The organism is Prosthecobacter sp. Pr1, assembly GCF_057652315.1.
The window spans coordinates 405,096-423,991 of the sequence record NZ_JBYFBS010000003.1 but is presented as its reverse complement, the minus strand read 5'-3'; the positions used below and the strand labels follow the sequence as shown (position 1 = coordinate 423,991).

The window sequence follows — 18,896 nt, the reverse complement described above, 5'->3', positions numbered from 1 at the left end:
TCAGAGACGTTTCATCAGGATAACATTCGCCTATTATGAAAACAGCACTGCCTGTCATCCTCGAATCAAAGCTCGCGGATTTTCGCAAGCGCGTCTGGATCGTCAAGCTCACCGAGGGCCTGCTGGCAGCGGCATTCGGGATCGTGTTCTCCTACATTCTGGTCTTCGCGCTGGATCGTGTCATGGAGACGCCGGTGTGGCTGCGTGCCACGCTCTTGATCTCTGGCGCAGCGGTTCTAGGACTCGGCCTGCCGCTGAAGTGGCACCGCTGGGTGTGGCGTCAGCGCAGTCTGGAGGATGCGGCACGGTTGCTGAAGCGCACCTTTCCACGGCTCGGGGATCAATTGCTCGGCATCGTCGAGCTGGCGCATGTGGAGGCGGGTTCCGCAGGTCGCAGCGAGCGCCTCGTGCAAGCGGCGATGGATCAGGCCGCAGAGGCCGTGAAGGACAAGGACTTCTCGCATGCCGTGCCGGAGGCGAAACATTTTCAGTGGGGCTGGGCGGCAGGTGTGACGGCTCTTCTTGCCGTGACGGCACTGACCTTGGTTCCAGACGCCGCATGGAATGCGCTGGCACGCTGGGCGACGCCATGGCGTGATGTGGAGCGCTTCACCTTCGCGAAGATCGAGAAGCTCCCCAACCGCCTCGTGGTGCCCTATGCGGAACCGTTTGATCTGAAGGTGCTGCTCAACAAGGACACACTCTGGTCTCCAGCTTCGGCCAAGGCCCAGATCAGCGATCAGCCCGCCGTGGTGAGCGGCCTGCAGCAGGGCGCCTATCCGCTGGCGTTTCCGCCGCAAAAGGAAGATGCGGCACTGTCCCTCTCGCTCGGGGATGTGCGCAAGACAGTGAACGTGCTGCCGCGCACCCGGCCAGAATTGACCGCGCTTTCTGTGCGCACACGGCTCCCGGACTATTTGAAGTACCAGACGGAGCCGATGACCGAAGTGCGTGGCGGTTCGGTAAGCGTGCTGAAAGGAGCACAGGCCTCGCTGGAAGCCACGGCATCGCGTGAACTGGCCTTGGCAGAGGTGGATGGTGAAGCCGAAAAAGTTTCGGGCACCAAAGTGACAACGCCTTTCCATCCAATCACAGCCAACGCTGAAAAGCATGTGATGTGGCAGGACCGCGACGGCCTGACACCGCGCGAGCCGCTGGTTTTGAAGATCAACGCGATCGACGATGAAGCACCACGGCTGGCCGCACGGCGCGAGACGCAGGAGCAGGTGGTGCTCGATTCGGAAGTCGTCGTGTTCGATGTGGACGTGCAGGATGACTTCGGCATCCAGCGCACGGGCCTCGAATGGCGCAGCGTGAATGACGACAAGACGAAAGGCGACAAGATTGCGGCAGCAGGAGAGCCCGAGAAAAAGACACTGGCAGCCAAGGCAACCTTTTGTGCGGACCGCGACGGCGTGGCACCGCAGACGCTGGAGATCCGCGCCTGGGCCGAAGATTACCTGCCCCAGCGCAAGCGCGCCTACTCCACGGCATTCCTGCTGCACGTGCTGAACAAGTCAGACCACGCGCTGTGGCTGACGGAGCAGTTCGGCAAATGGCTTGAGGCAGCCCGCGAGAGCTATGAGCGCGAGCAGCAGCTGCATGCGACGAACAAGGAACTGCGCGCATTGACTCCGGCTGAACTGGACCGCCCGGAAAACCGGCGGAAGATCGCTCAGCAGGCGAGTGCAGAGAATGCGAATGCGGCGCGGCTGGGCATGCTGAATCAAAGCGGGCGCAGTCTGGTGGAGCAGGCGACGCGGAATGATGAGTTTGATGCCAAGCGTCTTGAATCCTGGGCGACGATGCTGAAGTCACTGCAGGACATTGCGGCCAAGCGGATGCCGAGCGTGGCGGATTTGTTGAAGCAGAGCTCGAATGCACAGAGCGGCAAACCAAGTCAGCCCACTGCCGCCAATCCGCCCTCGAATTCATCCCAGCAGCCTCCGAAGGAAGGCAAGCAGGGTGAAGGCAAAGCGGGCCAGAACAAGCCCAGCGCGCCTCAGATTGCCAACGGGCCGGACATTCCCGGAACGAAGCAGGGCGGCAAGTCCTCCACAGAGGAGCAGAAGAAAGACAACATGCCGAGCATCACCGACAAAGAAGGCTCAATGAGCAAGGCGGAGCAGCAGTCGGCCGACCCCAATGCCAAGCCTTCGCCGCCCAAGCCCAGCACGATGAAACTGCCGACGACACAGATGGCGGCGGCACCGGGCCAAAAGAAAGACGATAAACCAGAAGAAAAGCCGCAGGAGCCGCCGGCATCACAGGCACAGAAAAAAATGCAGGATGCGCTTGATGAGCAGAAGCTGCTGCTGGCCGAGTTTGCGCGTGTCTCGGATGAACTGGGCACGATCCTGGCCAGCCTGGAGGCCAGCACGTTTGTGAAGCGGCTCAAGGCGGCCTCGCGCCAGCAGCTAGTGGTGGCAAAGGATTTGAACACGAAGACTCTCAGCGCCTTCGGTCTGGAGCGCAAGCCGGTGAAGGATGCCGCGGCGATCGCTGAACACGAGAAGACGCAGAGCGAAACCGTGCGCGTGATCCAAAGCGACCTGGAGGCCTACTTCGCCCGCAAACCGGACATGCACTTCAAGAACATCATCGGTCAGATGAAGGACACGCAGGTGGTGAAAATGCTGACATATCTGGGAGATCAGGCGGCGGTGAACTTGAGCGGCAACAGCATGGCCGGCGCGGAGTTCTGGGCCGACACGCTGGACCGCTGGGCGGAGGAGATGGTCGCTGCAAGTGAGTGTAAATCATGCAGCAGCTGCAGCGCAGACAGCCTGCCGCCGGAGATCGTGCTCAAGGTCATGAAATCCCTGCGCGATGAGATGAAGCTGCGCGACGAAACACGTGAGCTGGAAAGTTCGAAGGCCGCGCTCAAAGAGGGAGAGCATGGCAAAAAATCGGCCATGCTTGCCTCAAAGCAGTTTGGCATCCAGGCCAACACGCGCGGTGCCTTTGATGACATCCTGCATCTGCCGCAGGGGAATGAAAAATTTGGCAAGGAACTCAAGCTGCTCAGCGCGGTGATGACGGTGATGGATGAGGCGGCGGGCATTCTCGACAAACCAGACACCGGAGCACCAGCGATCGCTGCGGAGACGGAAGCCATCGAACTGCTGCTGCAGGCGAAACGTCAGGGCAAGGGTGGCGGCGGAGGCGGTTCAAATCCCGGGGGTGGTGGCGGTGCAGGCGCAGAAAGCGCTGAAGCAGCGCTTTCGGATCTTGGACCGGGCTCGGACGCAGAAACGAATGTGAACGCACGTCCGGTGGGCCAGGCGACCGGCAAGACAGGGCGTGAGCTGCCGGAAGAATTCAAGACCGGGCTGGATGCGTATTTCAACAAACTGGAAGCAGGAGGCGGGGCGAAATGATCAAGCTGATGCTGCTGGCAATTGTTCTCACCAGTCCCGGTGGGACGCAGGCACAGGCGCCATCGCGGGCCGACCTGAAGAAACCGCTTTCAGAAGCGGTCGAGAAGGTGCTGGCTGACTTTGTTCAAGCGTGCGTGCCTGAGAAACAGAAGCAGCTCACCGCCCACATGGAGGAGGTGGTCAAAACCATCGACACAGAGGTCAAACTTTCGCCGGAGGAAAAAACAAAGTTGCAGGCGGAGTCCAAGAAAGCTGTGGAGACGACGGTGAAATCCTGGCAGCCGCTTGCCGTGATGATGATGCGCACCTATTTGTCACGCACTTCTGACTCAGCGGCGATCCGGCACATCGGCATGTGGAAGCCTGACGTGGCAGGCCCCAACGAGCCCATCGAAGACTGGACGCCACCCGATGAAGATGCGGCATGGCTTGCTGCATTGAAAGCAACACTCGGCGAAGCGCGCTACGCCACCTGGCATGCGGCAGATGTGAAGGCCGGGCAGCAGGTGGACAAGGAGATCTCCGCCTATCTTGAACGCTGGGTGCGTGAATCACGCGGACCGATGAATGAAGATCTGCGGGCCAAGATTGAGCTGATGAAGAAGAAGCTCGAACTCTCGGACGCGCAGACCACGGCCTTGAACAAGGCGGCGGAAACTCTGCTGGACCGGCTCAGCAACGCCGAGAGAAAACGGGCCACCAGCATGCTGCGCACATTGCCGCCCGCTGCTCGTGAGACCATGATGGCCCGCAACTACTTCTACATCCGCTTTGATCGTCCACGTGGCGAAGCCTGGGACAAGGCCTGGGAAGCAGCAGTGGCCGGTGTGCTGCCAGCAGTGCAGATCTCCCAATGGCAAAAGACCGACAAGGAAGAACGCAGCAAGGCGGAATCCGAGGTGGCCGACATGATCAAGCCTTCCGAGCAGCAGGCGGAACAGCAAATGGAGCTGACCATGGGGACGGAGATCGACGGCATCGTCATGGCGCTGAATTTGAACAAGGAGCGGCAAAAGGCGCTGGAGCAGCTGTCGAAGGAAGCGATTCAAGAATCGCTGAAACAGGCGCGCAAGGGCTGGCTGCAGCAGGCAAGGAATTATTCGGTCACAGAGCGAAAGCGCATCCGCGGCAACGTGTATTTTGGCGTCAACGAAGACCTCCAGGCCATCAAGCTGCCCATCTGGAAAGAGGGGATCAAGAAGCTGCTGACCGAAGAAGAGCGCACACGCATGTCGACGGAAAACAAGGAGCGCGAGCAGCGCAACAGTTTGGCGATCTCGCGCATCTGCCTGGCCGAAATGGACAAGATGCTTGCACTCTCCCAGGAGCAGCGCACGCAGCTGGAACCGCTGCTGGTTGAGCTGATGCAGCCGCTCATGGATCAGCGTCGTCAGCAGTACTGGAGCTACAATGTCACCCAGTTGTTCCAAAACGCAGGCAAAGTGAAGGAGGAGATGGCGCGCGCCATTCTGGACGATGTGCAGTTGAAACACTGGAAGGAACTGATCGTCTCCACCAACAATTCATCGCGCAACATCATGCCCGACATGAACGGCACCTTCCCCGAGGCGCCGGACATGGAGGCGGCGATCTCGCAGCACCTTTACAAGATGTTTGTCGCGGAACGGAGCAGGACCATGGCGGCGATGATGCCGCAGGTCGAGGAAGCCTCACGCCTGCTGTCCCTTCCCGAACCCGCTGTCGCAAAACTCACCACGGCGGCAAAGGGAGCGGTGGAGACCAGCCTGGAATACTGGCGCCAGTTCACTGAAAACTTCGTGCGCCAGAGTGTGCAGACCGCGACACCCAAGAACCTGCTGCAAACGCTGGCAGGCACCGCACGCGCGAACTTCAGCCGTACTGATACCAAGCCGCAAAACACAGAACTGTGGAAAACAGCGCTGCAAACCACCCTGAATGAAGCCCAGCTGAAAAAGCTCAAGCACGTGGCCGATGAGCGGCAGGACTACCGCCTGAAGGCCATGGCGGCGATGTGCACATCCGAACTGGACCGCCGCCGTAAGCTCTCGCCCGATCAAAGCACCAAAATCGAAACCGCCGTCCAACAGGTGCTGGCCGAGTACCTTCCGGACATCGAACGCTACATGTCCGCGCAGTGGTTTTTGCAATACTACTACGCCCTGGTCCCGCTGGCGGGCGTGGCGGAAAAAGAGATGCAGGCCATCCTCACTCCTGAGCAGTGGAAGCTGTGCAAGGAACGCGACCTGCCCGACGCGATGCAGTACTGGGAGGGCATCAAGAACAATCACGAACAGCGCAAGAAGCAGGGGGGGCAGGCCAACGGACCCCAGATCCTTTTCAACGGCGGGCTCATGATTGATCAGTGACGAAACGAACATGACGAAAAACGAACCATCCATGGTGAAGACCGCACTGACAGCTGCATGCGGCTCAGATGCCCGCCGCAGTTTGGGCGGAGCATTGGCCTTCCTGCTCTCCTGCCTGCTGATCACTACAAATGCTTTTTCACAGGATCCCGCCCTGCGTTTCGGCGGCGCGATCCCGCAGGAAGTTGAAACCGTGTATGAGCGCGGCCTGGCGTGGCTGGCCTCCAAGCAAAGCGATGCAGGAAACTGGCAGGGCGGGCACGATGGCGCCGGCATCGATGGCATCTGCCTCATGGCCTTTCTCGCGAGCGGTGAAGATCCGAACTTTGGACGTTATGCACCCAACATACGCCGCGCACTACGTGCGATCATCCGCAGCCAGGATGCGGCCAGTGGCTACCTTCCAAACAGCATGTATCATCATGGCTTTGCCATGCTCTCGCTTTCGGAAGCCTATGGTGCGGTGGACGAATCCCTGCTGTGGGAGGGCGGAAAGCCGGTGCGCACGATCGGGCAGGCGCTCGAACTGGCGATCCGCTGTGCCGGCACCGCGCAGAAAGCGAACCGCTGGGGCGGATGGCGGTACATGCCAAACTCGACTGACGCGGACACTTCGGTGACCGGCGCGGTGCTGATGGGACTGCTCGCCGCACGCAACGCCGGCATGGCGGTCTCCGATGAAGTCATCGACAATGCGCTGAACTACATGAGGCGCAGCACCGGCAAGGATGGCAGCGTGGCCTATGCAGGGGGGTTCGGCGGCTTTGGCGAGTCCATGAACCGCAGCGCCATCGCCACGCTGGTGGCCGCCGTTTCAAAGCACAAGGACAGCGAGGAGTTCAAGGCCACGCTCAAGCACATCACCGAGCGTCTGGAGCACAACGAAGGCAGCTACAAAGAGTACTTCCGCTACTACATGGCGCAGGCCTTGTTTCAGGGTGACTACGCCTCCTGGCAAAAATGGAACACCGCCACCGCACGTGCGCTGGGCGAAAGCCAGGCTCCTGACGGCAGTTTTGGCACGGGTGCGTATGAGACCGGCATGTCGCTGCTGGCCCTGGCTTTGAACTACCGCTTCCTGCCGATCTATGAACGCTAGACACTTCATCATTGCGCTGATGCTGGTGGGCAGCAGCAACCGTGCGTCCGAGCTGCACTGGCAGAACGGTGAGTGGGTCGGTGGCCACTTCGTGGGCGTCGAAGACAGTCATGTGATCTGGCGCACGCCCATGTTCAGCGAAGATTTCAAAGTCAGCATGGATGTGCTGAAGCGCGTGAACCGGTTCAAAACGGATGCCAAAACGGAGGAAGCTTTCAGCATTCGTCTTGCAGACGGCAGCCGCCTGTATGGCACGGTCACCGGAATGGATGCGAAGACCTTGAGCGTAAAATCCGCGCGCTTTGGCAGCATCCAGGTGCTGCGTGAAGCTGTGGTGAGTGTGCAGCGCCTGAAGGCTGAAGGCATGCCACTCCCCGCCCTGGCAGGGACCAGCGGCTGGATTGAATCCAGTTCGAACAGCAGCGTTTCCACCGATGGCAAGCTCTGGCGCATGGTGCCGGGCGCGGCCTTGCAGCAGGTGGGCTGGAATCACCGAGCCACTCTTCCCATCGAAGCACCAGAGCAGGTGGAAATGCAGTTTACCCTGAGCTCAACTGTCAGGCCGGAATTTAAAATCGAACTCAAGGCGCCGGATGACGAGCGTGTGATCGTGGAGACCTGGGCGGATGACGTCGTACTGCAAGGCCGCGTGTTTGAAAGCGTGCAAAAGCTCGGCGACGAGACACGGCGCGTCACGCTGACATTATTCTGGAATCGTAAAACCGGCCTGTGCTCGATCTATGGTGCCGATGGCAAAAAGCTGGCCCAGACAACCAAACCGCCGGTGGACTCAGCGGAGCCGTCGAAAGACGTGAAGACCGAGAAAAAAAAACCGGCGGCGCGAGCCGCTGGCGGCGGCGGTCTTTTTGGAGCGCTGCTGGGCGTGGTGCAAGGCGCGGTGCAGGTCCGGGCAGAGGCTGTAAAGCAGGCGCAGGCGAATGCTGCCGGTGAAGCTAAAGAATCCAGCCCCACCGGCCTCACGCTTCTCAACAAAGGGCCCGATCTGACCCTGGAGGCGCTGCGCATCCGTGAATGGGATGGCTCACTGCCTGCAGACATCACCAATGTGCGGCCACGCATTGAACTGACAGACGGGCGCTATCTCAAAGCGAAAGCCGTGAGTGCCGACGCCGCCTCTCTCACGCTACGTATGCTGGATGGCAGCGAGACCCGCCTGCCATGGGACAAGGTGCTTGCCGTGGAGATGGTCGCTGAGGTTTCACCGTTTTTCCAAGCCGCGCCCCCGCTGACGGAGATTTGGTTCACGGATGGTGAATGGGTGAATGGCACGCTGATGCAGGTCCGCAATGAAGTGGCCGCGTTCAAAACCACCTTTTCTGAGGCGCCGGTGAATTTCAAGATCACCACGCTGCATCACCTGGACTTCAAAGGCTTCGAGAGCGTTGAGAAGAAGATCGACCTGGCAACGCTCGACACACTCTCCATCAACAACAACGTGCTGCACGGCACACTCGCGGCGGGCGGCGAGGCCCAGCCGCGCTGGAAGCCGGTCGGCGCTCTCAAGCCCGTCGCCATGGCCAGCACCGGCGAGATGGACATCACCCGTGCGGTGGCAGACCAGCCGGCAGGCATGCGCAGCGAAGCGTTGTTTTATCTTCAAGATGGTGATGTGCTCCCCGGCAGGCTGCGGGCCATTGACGCAAAACAGGTGGATCTGGAATCTGACGTGGCTGAGGTGAAGCACCTGCCCGCCGACAAGATCCAGGCGATCCAGTTCGGAGGCGCCTCCTTGAATCTCGATGGTTTCGAAGATCCAGGCTGGCAGCGTGTGCGGGGCAACGCCGAGCAGGTGAAACGCAACGGCAAGGCGGAAATCGCTTTCAACTCCGGTGGCTCCTGGGGGCATCCGGCCTTCATGCAGGTGAATGAAATCAACTTCACCCTGGTCAACAACGGCTTCTCCGCACTGCGAATGCGTTTGTACTGCGATGGCGTTAATCCCGCCGCACCGAGCACAAATCTCCTGTTTGGCCACATAGGCAGCGAGGTGTGCTTTGGCCTCGAAGCCAGCGATGAGCAGATGGACCGGCAGTTCCGCCTGCGCACCAGCGAATCCATGCCCGTCCGCATCGCCATCGGGGAGAACTCCATCGAAGTCTTTTTCAAAGGCGTCTCCGCACGCAAAATTCAGCTCACTCCGAAAATGCGCTCCGGCAGCGGCATCATCATCGAGCCCTTCAGCCTGTGGGGGAATGGCGAGCGTGCGGTCAAGATCAATGCCTTCAGCGCGCGCATCGCACCCGGACGTGTGGCAGTGCCGCTGGTGGATGCACGGGCCAAGGAGAATGCGCTCACCGTCCCGCGCTTCCGCAAAGAGGATCCGCCACGGCACGCGCTGCTGGCCGCGAACGGTGATCTGCTGCGAGGTGTGATCGAAGCGGCCACGGCCAATCACTTTGCCATCCGCTCAGGCATGGAAACGATTCAAGTGCCACGCGACCGCGTGAAGGCGGCCGTGTGGTTGATCAAACCGGCAGACGCCGTCAGCGCCGCTTTCGAAGCCCAGGACAAAGCCGGTGTGCCGCCCGTCATCACGCACTGGCTGCAGCTGAACAATGGCGGACGCCTTGGCTTGAAGGTGGATCGTTTTGCCGAAGATGCTGTGTTTGGCACCAGCCCGCTCCTCGGCAACTGCCGCGTGCCGCTGCCGCAGATCTATGTGATTCGCACCACCACGCCACCGGAGAGCGCCACCATGCTGGCCCTGCGTGAATGGAAACTGAAGTTCGCTCCCGAACCCGTGCTCCCCGAATCCGGCGGACAAAGCTCGCCGCTGCTCAATCAGGACGCCAAGCCGTTCAAACTGCCGCTGCTTGCCGGTGACGATTTTGATCTGACGAAGGAGAAAGGCAAAGTCATCGTCCTCGACTTCTGGGCCACCTGGTGCGGCCCCTGCATCAAATCACTGCCGCAGATGATCGATGCCATGTCGGCCTTTGATCCGAAACAGGTCCGCTTCATCGGCATCAATCAGGCCGAAGACAAAGAGACCGTGAAAACCTTTCTCGAAACCCGTGGCTGGAAATTCGAAGTCGCCCTGGATGCCAATCAGCGCGTCGGCCAGAACTTCGGTGTCGAAGGCATTCCCCACACCGTCGTCATCGGCCCGGATGGCAAGGTCGCGTATGTGAAGTCCGGATATGATCCCGCAGGGGCAAAGGAAGTCGCGGAGATGGTGAAAAAGCTGATGAAGAAGTGATCGTGATCACGCCTGGTTGGTCATGCAATGTTTCAACCGGCAAGACTTCATTCGGTGCCAGTTTTTTGCACGGTGGCTCTGTGCCTGATGCTATTTGCTTGCCTGCATTTTGTGATCAGCCATGGCATGGGCAGTCTTTAATCAAAAATTAACAACGCCAGTTCATGAAGAAAGGATTGTAAGATAAAAAGAAAGCAAACCCCATGCCACATCTTCCCGACCTGACCAGCCTCGATCAACAACATCTCTGGCACCCTTTCACCCCCATGCGGCAGTGGTGTGCGCCGGAGCATACTCCGCTGATGCTGGTGGCAGGACATGGCTGCACCCTGCGTGACCAGTTTGGCAATGAGTACCTCGACGGCAACGCCTCCATCTGGACGAACGCCCATGGTCACACCCATCCGGTCATCAATGCCGCCATTATTGAGCAACTGGGCAAAGTGGCCCATACCTCCTTTCTTGGCTTTACCCATGAACCCGCGATCCGGCTGGCCAAGGAACTCGTCGATCTGCTGCCCGGCAGCAAAATCAACCGCGCCTTTTTCACCGACAACGGCTCCACCGCCATCGAGTCTGCCGTGCGCATGGCCTTGCAGTACTGGAAGCAGAACGGGAGGCCGGAGCGTGACACCCTCATCGCCTTTGACCGTGCCTACCATGGCGACACCCTCGGTGCCGCCAGCCTGGGTGGTATCCCTCTCTTCAAAGGCAGCGGCAACGACTTTGGCTACCGTGTTATCACCGTCCCCAGTCTGGACTCTCTGGACTCCCTGCCCCTCGATGACCGCAACCGAATCGCCGCCGTGATCATCGAACCTCTCATTCAAGGTGCCGCAGGCATGCGCCTCTGGCCGCAGGGCATGCTGAGAAAGCTGGATGAGTGGTGCGCCGAAAAGGATGTATTTTTAGTCCTCGACGAAGTGATGACCGGCTTCGGCCGCACGGGGAAAATGTTTGCCTGTGAGCATGAAGGCGTCGTGCCGGATTTCCTCTGCCTCGCGAAGGGGCTCAGCGGTGGCTACCTCCCCCTGGCCGTCACTCTGACCACGGAACGTGTCTTTGAAGGCTTCTTGGGCGAGCCACACGAAGGTCGCACTTTCTTCTACGGTCACAGCTTCGCCGGCAGCCAGCTCGGCTGCGCCGCTGCACTCGCCAGTTTGCAGGTGTTCCGTGACGAACACGTGCTTGAGCAACTGCCTGACAAAATTGCCCGTTTAGGCGCGCTCATGGCAGATCTTCCCGGCTACCGCCAGTGCGGCATGATCGCAGCGATGACCATCGGCTCACCCGATCTGAGCCTGGGCTCCAAAGTCTGCCTCGCCGCCCGCAAACACGGCCTGCTAACACGCCCCATCGGCAACACCATCGTCCTGATGCCGCCGCTCTGCATCACGCTCGATGAAATCCAGCGCATGGTGGGTGCACTGAGGTCCGCCTTGGATGAAGTCACGACACCGGAGTGCCGAACAGCTTAAAGAGCAAATAACCCATCAGCCCGGTGGCCGGAATGGTGAGCACCCAGGCCCAGATAATCCGCGTGACCACGTTCCACTTGATCGCGTTTAACCGCTTTGCCGTACCGACCCCCATGATGCTGGTCGTGATGGCATGCGTCGTAGAAACCGGCATGCCAAAATGTGCCGCTGTGAGCAGCACGGTGGCGGCGGTCGTCTCAGCCGCAAAACCATGCACGGGCTGCAGTTTGACCAGCTTGTGCCCCAGCGTCTTGATGATGCGCCAGCCCCCGGCAGCTGTCCCGGCAGCCATGGTCAGGGCACAGGCCACCTTGATCCAGGCGGGAATCTGATCGCTCTTCTCCCCCAGCGACTCGATGCGCAAAAAGCCGAGCCAGTCGGGTATCTGGGCCAGATCCCCGGACTTCGTTCCAGCGAGCAAGGCCAGGGCGATGATGCCCATCGTTTTCTGCGCGTCGTTCGAGCCATGGCTGAAACCCATGAAGCCCGCACTAAAGATCTGCAGCTTGCCAAAAACGCCGCTGACCATGTGCGGTTTGAGAACACCAAACAGGTGGTTCAAGGTCGAGATCAGCAGATAGAGAAACGACATCACCAGGAACCCGAGCAACAGTCCGGCAATCGGTGAACTGATCATCGGCACCACGACCTTGTAGAGCAGGCCTCCGCCTTCGAACCATGGCTTCCCGGCTGCAGGTGCCTTGGACCAGATAAGCACTGACCAGTTGCCGCTTGCTGTCGCCAGTGTTGCCCCGGTAAGCCCGCCGACCAAAGCATGGCTCGAACTCGAGGGCATGCCAAACCACCAGGTGATCAGGTTCCAGATGATGCCTCCCAGCAGCGCACAAATGATGGTCTGCGTGGTGACAAATGCCGAATCCACCAGCCCCGAGGAGATGGTCTTAGCCACCGCCGTACCAAACAACGCACCCACCAGGTTCGTCACAGCGGCCAGGACGATCGCCATGCGCGGCGTGAGCACCTTCGTGGACACCACGGTCGCGATGGAATTGGCGGTGTCATGGAAACCGTTGATATACTCAAAGATCAACGCCACCAGCACCACGGTAAGAACGAGGGTCATGCGCGGCGGGCGGTCAGGAGTTCTTCAAGACAATGTGGGCCACGACGTTGCCCGCGTCACGGCAGCGATCCACGACCTTTTCCATCAGGTCGTAGAGATCTTTGAGGATGACGACCAGCACCGCGTCTTTCTCGGCCGTATAGAGCGTCCGCAGGCACTCGATCATGAGCTTGTCCGCATCCCCCTCGACCTGCTGGATCTTGTCGTTCAAAACCTTCACGCGTTCGAGATGCATCTTTTTGCGCAGCTCGACCACCATGGTGAGGACGATCTCAGCGGCAGCGTCCATCAGTTTGACCTGACGGGAAAAATCCACTCCAACCAGGCGCTCCGAGCATATCAGGAGGCGCTCGGCGATTTTTTCGACCGTCTTGGGAATCTTGTACAGCGCATTGGCCAGCGACTCGATGTCCTCACGCTCAAGCTCGGTGACAAAAGTTTTGCACAGGGCCTCGTCGATCTGCTGCGTGATCTTCTTGTCCTCGCGGCGCGCGGCGATGAAGGCATCGAGATTCTGAGGTGCGGCTGGGTCTGAAAGCAGCTTGTGCAGGGACTGGACGCTCTGCCGGGCGTGACTGGCGCTGGATTCGAGCAGATCGTAAAACACATCCGATTTGCCGAAAATCTTTTGGAATGAAATCATTGGGAGAACCCGTCAGTGGGACGGGGCCGCCATTTAGAGCGAGCAGCATGGGTGCTGTCAAGGCAACCAGACCACCACTATGTGACGAAACTGTCACAATGCTGCTTGAACCAAGGCAACAAAAAACCCACCAACGGCACGCCGCAGATGGGTTCTATGTATGATTGGCAGTTTTGGGGGGTGGAAAACTAGCTGCTGGAAACAGCATCGGCACCACGCTCGCCGGTACGAATGCGGATGGCGTCAAGCACGGCGCTGACGAAGACTTTGCCGTCGCCGATTTTACCCGTGTTTGCCGCCTTGACGATGGCATCAACCACTGCGTCAGCACGGCTGTCGTCAACGACGACCTCAATCTTTACCTTCGGGAGGAAATCGACGGTGTATTCACTGCCACGGTAGATCTCGGTGTGGCCCTTTTGGCGGCCAAATCCCTTGACCTCAACAACAGTCATGCCTTCGACTCCGACTTCGGAGAGGGCTTCTTTGACATCCTCCAGTTTGAACGGCTTGATGATCGCTTCGACTTTTTTCATGGTTAACGGCAATTAGTAGTGTGGTTCACGAATTGCAACGATCAGAACCTTGGGAAGATGAAATTTCCTGGCCCAATCTTTTGCGAAAATAGGTTAAAGCCGAAACCGTGCCAACTTCCCAATTGATTTCCTCCCCATGCCAGAAACCACCAGCTCTTAGAGGAGAGCCGTATTGCAAACCCACGGTCTTTCGCTTACCTCGGGCCATGCTCCGCACCGCTGCGCTTCTGGCCACTTCTTTTCTCTGCCTTCCCCTCTCTTATCCCGCCCAGGATTCTCCTGTGGAGCTGAAGCTGCACTGGGAACCCGGTGTGACCTACATCCAGGAATCAGACACCGACACGACCAATTTTCTGACGGCTCTCGGCAAAACCACCGACCAGAAAATGCGCCTTCATCAGATCACTTCCATCACTGTCAGCAAGACGCCCGCAGACCAGACCGAAGCCAAAGTGCTCATCGCAGCCCTTCTGGGAGAAATGACCTTCGAAGGCAAAAGCTATGTCTTTGATTCCAGAAACCCCGGCTCATCCAGCCCCCAGCTGCAGCAAACTCTCGGCGGGACTGCAGGCAAAGGCTTCACCCTCGTCTATGATGCCAAGGACAATTTCGTCGATGCCAAAGACATCGGCTCCATGGTCACAGGTGACGTCGAACCCGACTTGAACTCCATCGCCACCGCCCGTCAGCTGGCCACGCTCTATCGCCGCTCGCTGGAAATGGGCCTGCCCAAAATCCCCGTCCGCCCGGGTGACAAGTGGATCTCCGACGAGCTCGTCCCCTTCCCCCAGGCCGGCACGGTTCAGGTGAAGCTGAACGCCAAATTCGACGGCGTCGTTGACCGCGAAGGTCGCCGTCAGGCCCAGATCGCCTTCGAAGGCACCATGAAATCCAAACCCGACAAAGACAGCACTGGCCGCGAACTCGACACCGAGCGCTCCGTGACCTTCGGGGACAATTCCAAGGTCAACGGACACGTCTTCTATGATCTGGAACGTAAAACCATCTCCCTGGCAGTCTTTTCCGCCGCGATTCAGCTCAAAGTGGAGGGCAAGCCCATGCCCGTGCACCAGCAGGTCACCACCCGCCTGGTCTCCATGAAGCCGACTGCCGCAGCTCCCGAAGCCGTCAAACCGTGATTAAATCGCCAGTATGGCTCGCGTCATACCCCGGCAGTTCATCAATCAGCCTACGGTGCGCCCGGCTCCGTAGCAGGCGAATCAGCGCCTGAATGCGCGGATCGCGCTCCATGGAGGCCGAGAAACATAGATCGAGCGATTCATTGCGCACGGACAGAAAGCGCAGCCCGGCATCCTCGGCGCAGAGCCTCACACACACCCCTGCCTCCGCCCAGCCACCACGCACGGCCTCCACCACAGCTTGGTGGCTCAGCAGGATGCGCTTTGAAGCATGCGGCTTCCCCAGCAGTTCATCCAGGCACTCACGCGCCGCCGAGCCTGGCTCACGCATGGCCCAGTGGCGCACCTGCCGGGCGCAGGCCGCGATGCTCCGCGTGTGATCCTGCGCAGGCAGGGCTATACCCTCCTCCCAGTCCGCACTGCGGAGTAAACGGTAGCCGCCGCCAAGTTTCTCGCGCACCGTCTCCGCATTGCGGTCCGGCTGCTCCACAGTGGAGCGGTGCAGCGCCGCCACATGCACCAGTCCCTGTTGCAATAGTTCCAGTGCAGCCCCCCCGCCGCGTGGAAAAGCCAGCAGCCGAAACCCCGATGCCGCCGCATACTCTGCCGCAAGCAGCCCCGCCGCCGGATCACAGCCTGCCAGCACAAGTGTCTGCTTGGGTTCCCAGTCGCTGCGTTCATGCAGCACCTTCTCACGGCAGAGGCCATCGTGCGCCCACGTGCTGCCCGGCAACGTCTCCACCGGATACAGCCACTTGCAACCTCCGACCTCGGCCTCCCAATAGCGACCCGAATCCGCCTGCGGCCTCCAGGCCCATGACCACTCCGTCTCCGCTTTCTTGTCACCCGGACCAAACAGCTCTTCCACGCTGCATTCCAGCGCCTGCGCCACGGCCAGTGCCGCAGTCACGGAAGGTGTCAGCCGCCCGGCCTCGATCGCGCTGACTGAACTGCGCGGGACCCCTGCCCGCAGTGACAGGTCATCCTGCGACCAGCCGAGAGCTTTGCGCCGCGCCGCCACAGGATGCTGCTGAGATTGGGCTCGTGACATGATGCTGTCAAAGTGCGGTGGAATAGCAGCACAGTCAAACCAGCATGAGACCCGCTTCATATTTGCACCATCCAACTTCAGAACTCTGATTTTGCAGCAGCGCGAACTTCGCGTAAAAACCCGCATGAACGTCCACATTCTTCAGCATGTCCCGTTTGAAGGGCTTGGCAGCATGGAGCCATGGCTGCTGGCAAGCGGCTCGCGAATCACCTGCACCCGCTTTTTCGAGTCGCGCAGCCTGCCGGACATTGCCACTGTGGACTTCGTCATCGCCATGGGCGGGCCCATGAGTGTGAACGACGAAGCCGAGCTGCCCTGGCTGGTGAATGAAAAGCAGTTCATCCGCTACGCCATCCAGCGAGGCATTCCCGTGCTCGGCATCTGCCTCGGTGCACAACTCATCGCCAGCGCACTCGGGGCACGCGTTTATGCAGGCAGGCGGCGCGAGATCGGTTGGTTTGACATTACGGCAGTCCCAAGTCCTGAACCCACGTTTCAATTCCCGCACACAACAAGAGTGTTCCACTGGCACGGAGAAACCTTCGATCTTCCGGATCATGCCATCAGGCTGGCCAGCAGCGCCGCGTGTGAGAATCAGGCATTTCAAATCGGCTCAAACGTCATGGGCCTCCAGTTTCATCTGGAGACCACGCCCACAAGCGCAGACGCCATCATCACAAACTGTAGGGACGAATTGATCGAGGACACGTTCGTTCAATCCGAAGCCGCGCTTCGTGCTGCGGAGCCTGCTGCGTATGACCGCATCAATGCATTGATGGGTGAGGTGCTCGGCTATCTCCTCCGCCCCGTTGGTTGACACCGCCCGAGGCCTTCCAACAGCCCCATCATTGCGGATTGGTTTTCATCAAACTCATGAATCGTCCGCATACAGAGTCTGTGTTTTTGGCTTGTGACATGATGATGTCATGTTTATGACATTATCATGTCTCAGCACACCCTCTTCCCGCTCATTTTTTCAGTCCTCCTTGTTTCGACTCAGCATGCCGCAGAGCCTGAAGCTTTCGAACTTGGCGAAGTGGTGATCACTGCAAACGCCGAAACGGGGGCGGACACGATGGCCAGCCGCATCAGCGCGGGGAGTATCCGCAAATTCGAGCGCAATGATCTTTCTGACGCGCTGCGCCTCAGCCCCGGCGTCGTCACCAACAGCAACGGACCGCGCAACGAATCCGGTGTCTATGTGCGCGGCTTCGACCTGCGCCAGACGCCCGTCTTCATCGACGGCATTCCTGTTTATGTTCCCTATGACGGCTACGTCGATCTGGCGCGCTTCACCACGGCAGACGTCGCAGGCATCCGTGTTTCCAAAGGTTTCAGTTCCGCCACCTACGGCGCCAACACCCTTGGCGGAGCCATCAACATCGTCACACGCAAGCCGGAGAAGTCCTTCGAAGGCGATCTCCTCGGCGGCTGGATGCAGCAGGGCGGCTATCAGTCCGCCTTGAACGCCGGCTTCCGCAGCGAACACTGGTATTTGCAGCTCGGCGGCTCCTTCCTCAGCGTGCACAGCTACCCCATGTCGAAGGACTTTGTGCCGACTCCCAATGAGAACGGCGGCTCGCGTAAGAATGCCTACCGTCAGGACTGGCGCATCAGCGCCAAGCTCGGTTACATGCCAAACAAGACGGACGAATACGCCCTCGGTTACATTTTCCAGCGCGGTGAGAAGGGAAATCCCGTCTATGCCGGCACCCTGCCAGCCGCCCAGCAGCCACGTCGTTTCTGGCAGTGGCCGCAGTGGGACAAGCAGACGATCTACTTCATCGGCCACACCCAGCTCACCGAGAACACCTACATCAAAGAGCGTCTGTACTTTGACCAGTTCATCAACTCGCTCTTTGCCTACAACAACGCCAGTTACAACACGCAGAACCCGCCTGCAGGATTCCAAAGCTACTACAATGATTACACGCTCGGCGGCAGCGTGGAATTCGGCACAAAACTGAGCACCAAAAACACGCTGAAGGCCGCGCTGCACGGCAAGTTTGATCGTCACAAAGAACACAACGCTGGAGCGCCCTACTACACCTTTGAAGACACCACCTATTCCCTCGGGCTCGAAGACACTCATCAGTTCACCAGCCGCTTCAGTACCACAGTCGGCGGCAGTTATGACCGCCGCAGCGTCATCGAAGCCGTGGACACCAACACCGGTGCCGCACTCGGCGGCAAGACCTTCTCCGCCCTCAATCCTCAGATCGGCCTGTTCTACAAGCTGCCCGAGCATGGCACCTTCCACGCCACCATCGCCCGCAAGAGCCGCTTCCCCACCATCAAGGACCGCTACTCCTACCGCCTCGGCGCTGCCATACCCAATGCCAACCTGCAGCCGGAACACGCGATCCATTACGACATCGGCTACGACGGCGATCTCACCAAAAAACTTTCCATCCACGCCAGCCTCTTTGCCACCACTGTTGATAACACCATCCAGCGTGTGGACAACGTGACACCCGGAGTCTTCCAGCTTCAAAACATCGGCAAATCACGCAATCTCGGCACCGAGCTTGGTTTCACTTACAAGCCGCACAGCGCCATCGAGTTCGGCACCAACTACACCTACCTCGACCGCAAAAACATCAGCCAGCCGAATGTGAAGCTCATTGATACGCCACGTCATTCCCTGTTCAGCTGGGCCGATATCCGCCCCGTCGAATGGCTCAGCATCATTCCTAGTGCCGAATACAACAGCTCCCGCTGGTCGCTCACCACGGGGCAGGGTGTCGGTGCTTATGCGCTGCTCAATCTCAAGATCGCCATCCGACTCCCCGGCCAGACCACGCTGAGCCTTGGGGCCAACAACCTCTGCGACCGCAACTACGCCCTCACGGAAGGCTACTATCTCGCCGGACGGACCCTGTTCGCCAACGTGCAGATCAAATTCTAATCCCACTTCT

General features: G+C 59.5%; 12 protein-coding genes. 8 read left to right on the top strand and 4 right to left on the bottom strand.

Annotation, left to right across the window (positions count from 1 at the left end; translation table 11 throughout):
- Nucleotides 1-35 precede the first annotated feature (35 nt).
- The 5 genes from AC24GY_RS07050 to bioA all read left to right on the top strand — a co-directional run bounded on the left by AC24GY_RS07050 (nucleotide 36) and on the right by bioA (nucleotide 11,525).
- Nucleotides 36-3,380, top strand: coding sequence for a proline-rich domain-containing protein (locus tag AC24GY_RS07050; RefSeq protein WP_487681508.1), 3,345 nt, complete (start codon nucleotides 36-38; stop codon nucleotides 3,378-3,380).
- Nucleotides 3,377-5,728, top strand: a complete 2,352-nt coding sequence (locus AC24GY_RS07045) for a hypothetical protein (RefSeq protein WP_487681506.1) — start codon at nucleotides 3,377-3,379, stop codon at nucleotides 5,726-5,728. The genes AC24GY_RS07050 and AC24GY_RS07045 overlap by 4 nt, the downstream gene beginning before the upstream one ends.
- A gap of 10 nt (nucleotides 5,729-5,738) precedes the next feature.
- A complete protein-coding gene (locus AC24GY_RS07040; RefSeq protein ID WP_487681504.1) occupies nucleotides 5,739-6,827 on the top strand; it encodes a squalene--hopene cyclase in 1,089 nt (362 codons plus the stop codon).
- On the top strand, nucleotides 6,817-10,047 hold the full coding sequence (locus AC24GY_RS07035) for a TlpA family protein disulfide reductase (protein ID WP_487681502.1): 3,231 nt from the start codon (nucleotides 6,817-6,819) through the stop codon (nucleotides 10,045-10,047). Before AC24GY_RS07040 ends, AC24GY_RS07035 begins: the two co-directional genes overlap by 11 nt.
- A 203-nt stretch (nucleotides 10,048-10,250) precedes the next feature.
- Nucleotides 10,251-11,525 (top strand): adenosylmethionine--8-amino-7-oxononanoate transaminase, encoded by a 1,275-nt coding sequence (gene bioA, locus AC24GY_RS07030; RefSeq protein WP_487681500.1) that lies wholly within the window; start codon nucleotides 10,251-10,253, stop codon nucleotides 11,523-11,525.
- On the opposite strand, the gene AC24GY_RS07025 is transcribed toward bioA, so the two are convergent.
- The 3 genes from AC24GY_RS07025 to AC24GY_RS07015 form a co-directional block, all read right to left on the bottom strand.
- Nucleotides 11,497-12,609 carry an inorganic phosphate transporter gene (locus AC24GY_RS07025; protein ID WP_422322717.1) on the bottom strand — a complete coding sequence of 371 codons (1,113 nt, stop codon included), beginning with the start codon at nucleotides 12,607-12,609 and terminating at the stop codon, nucleotides 11,497-11,499. The genes bioA and AC24GY_RS07025 overlap by 29 nt on opposite strands.
- Before the next feature lie 13 nt (nucleotides 12,610-12,622).
- Nucleotides 12,623-13,252, bottom strand: a complete 630-nt coding sequence (locus AC24GY_RS07020; RefSeq protein WP_422322719.1) for a DUF47 domain-containing protein — start codon at nucleotides 13,250-13,252, stop codon at nucleotides 12,623-12,625.
- 188 nt (nucleotides 13,253-13,440) lie between these two features.
- Nucleotides 13,441-13,788: a P-II family nitrogen regulator gene (locus AC24GY_RS07015; RefSeq protein WP_184344828.1), complete on the bottom strand. Its 348-nt coding sequence runs from the start codon at nucleotides 13,786-13,788 to the stop codon at nucleotides 13,441-13,443.
- A gap of 206 nt (nucleotides 13,789-13,994) precedes the next feature.
- Here AC24GY_RS07015 and AC24GY_RS07010 point away from each other — a divergent pair, with 206 nt between their 5' ends.
- The gene (locus AC24GY_RS07010; protein ID WP_487681497.1) at nucleotides 13,995-14,927 is read left to right on the top strand and encodes a hypothetical protein; all 933 of its coding nucleotides are present in this window, start codon (nucleotides 13,995-13,997) and stop codon (nucleotides 14,925-14,927) included.
- Here AC24GY_RS07010 and AC24GY_RS07005 read toward each other — a convergent pair.
- On the bottom strand, nucleotides 14,917-15,978 hold the full coding sequence (locus tag AC24GY_RS07005) for an XRE family transcriptional regulator (RefSeq protein ID WP_487681495.1): 1,062 nt from the start codon (nucleotides 15,976-15,978) through the stop codon (nucleotides 14,917-14,919). The genes AC24GY_RS07010 and AC24GY_RS07005 overlap by 11 nt on opposite strands.
- 124 nt (nucleotides 15,979-16,102) lie before the next feature.
- Between AC24GY_RS07005 and AC24GY_RS07000 the strand changes: the two genes are divergently transcribed.
- Together AC24GY_RS07000 and AC24GY_RS06995 are read left to right on the top strand one after the other, a co-directional pair.
- Nucleotides 16,103-16,795, top strand: a complete 693-nt coding sequence (locus AC24GY_RS07000) for a type 1 glutamine amidotransferase (RefSeq protein WP_422322726.1) — start codon at nucleotides 16,103-16,105, stop codon at nucleotides 16,793-16,795.
- A 126-nt stretch (nucleotides 16,796-16,921) separates the two neighbouring features.
- Complete coding sequence (locus AC24GY_RS06995; RefSeq protein ID WP_487681492.1) at nucleotides 16,922-18,886, top strand: TonB-dependent receptor plug domain-containing protein; 1,965 nt, start codon at nucleotides 16,922-16,924, stop codon at nucleotides 18,884-18,886.
- The last annotated feature ends 10 nt before the right edge of the window (nucleotides 18,887-18,896 follow it).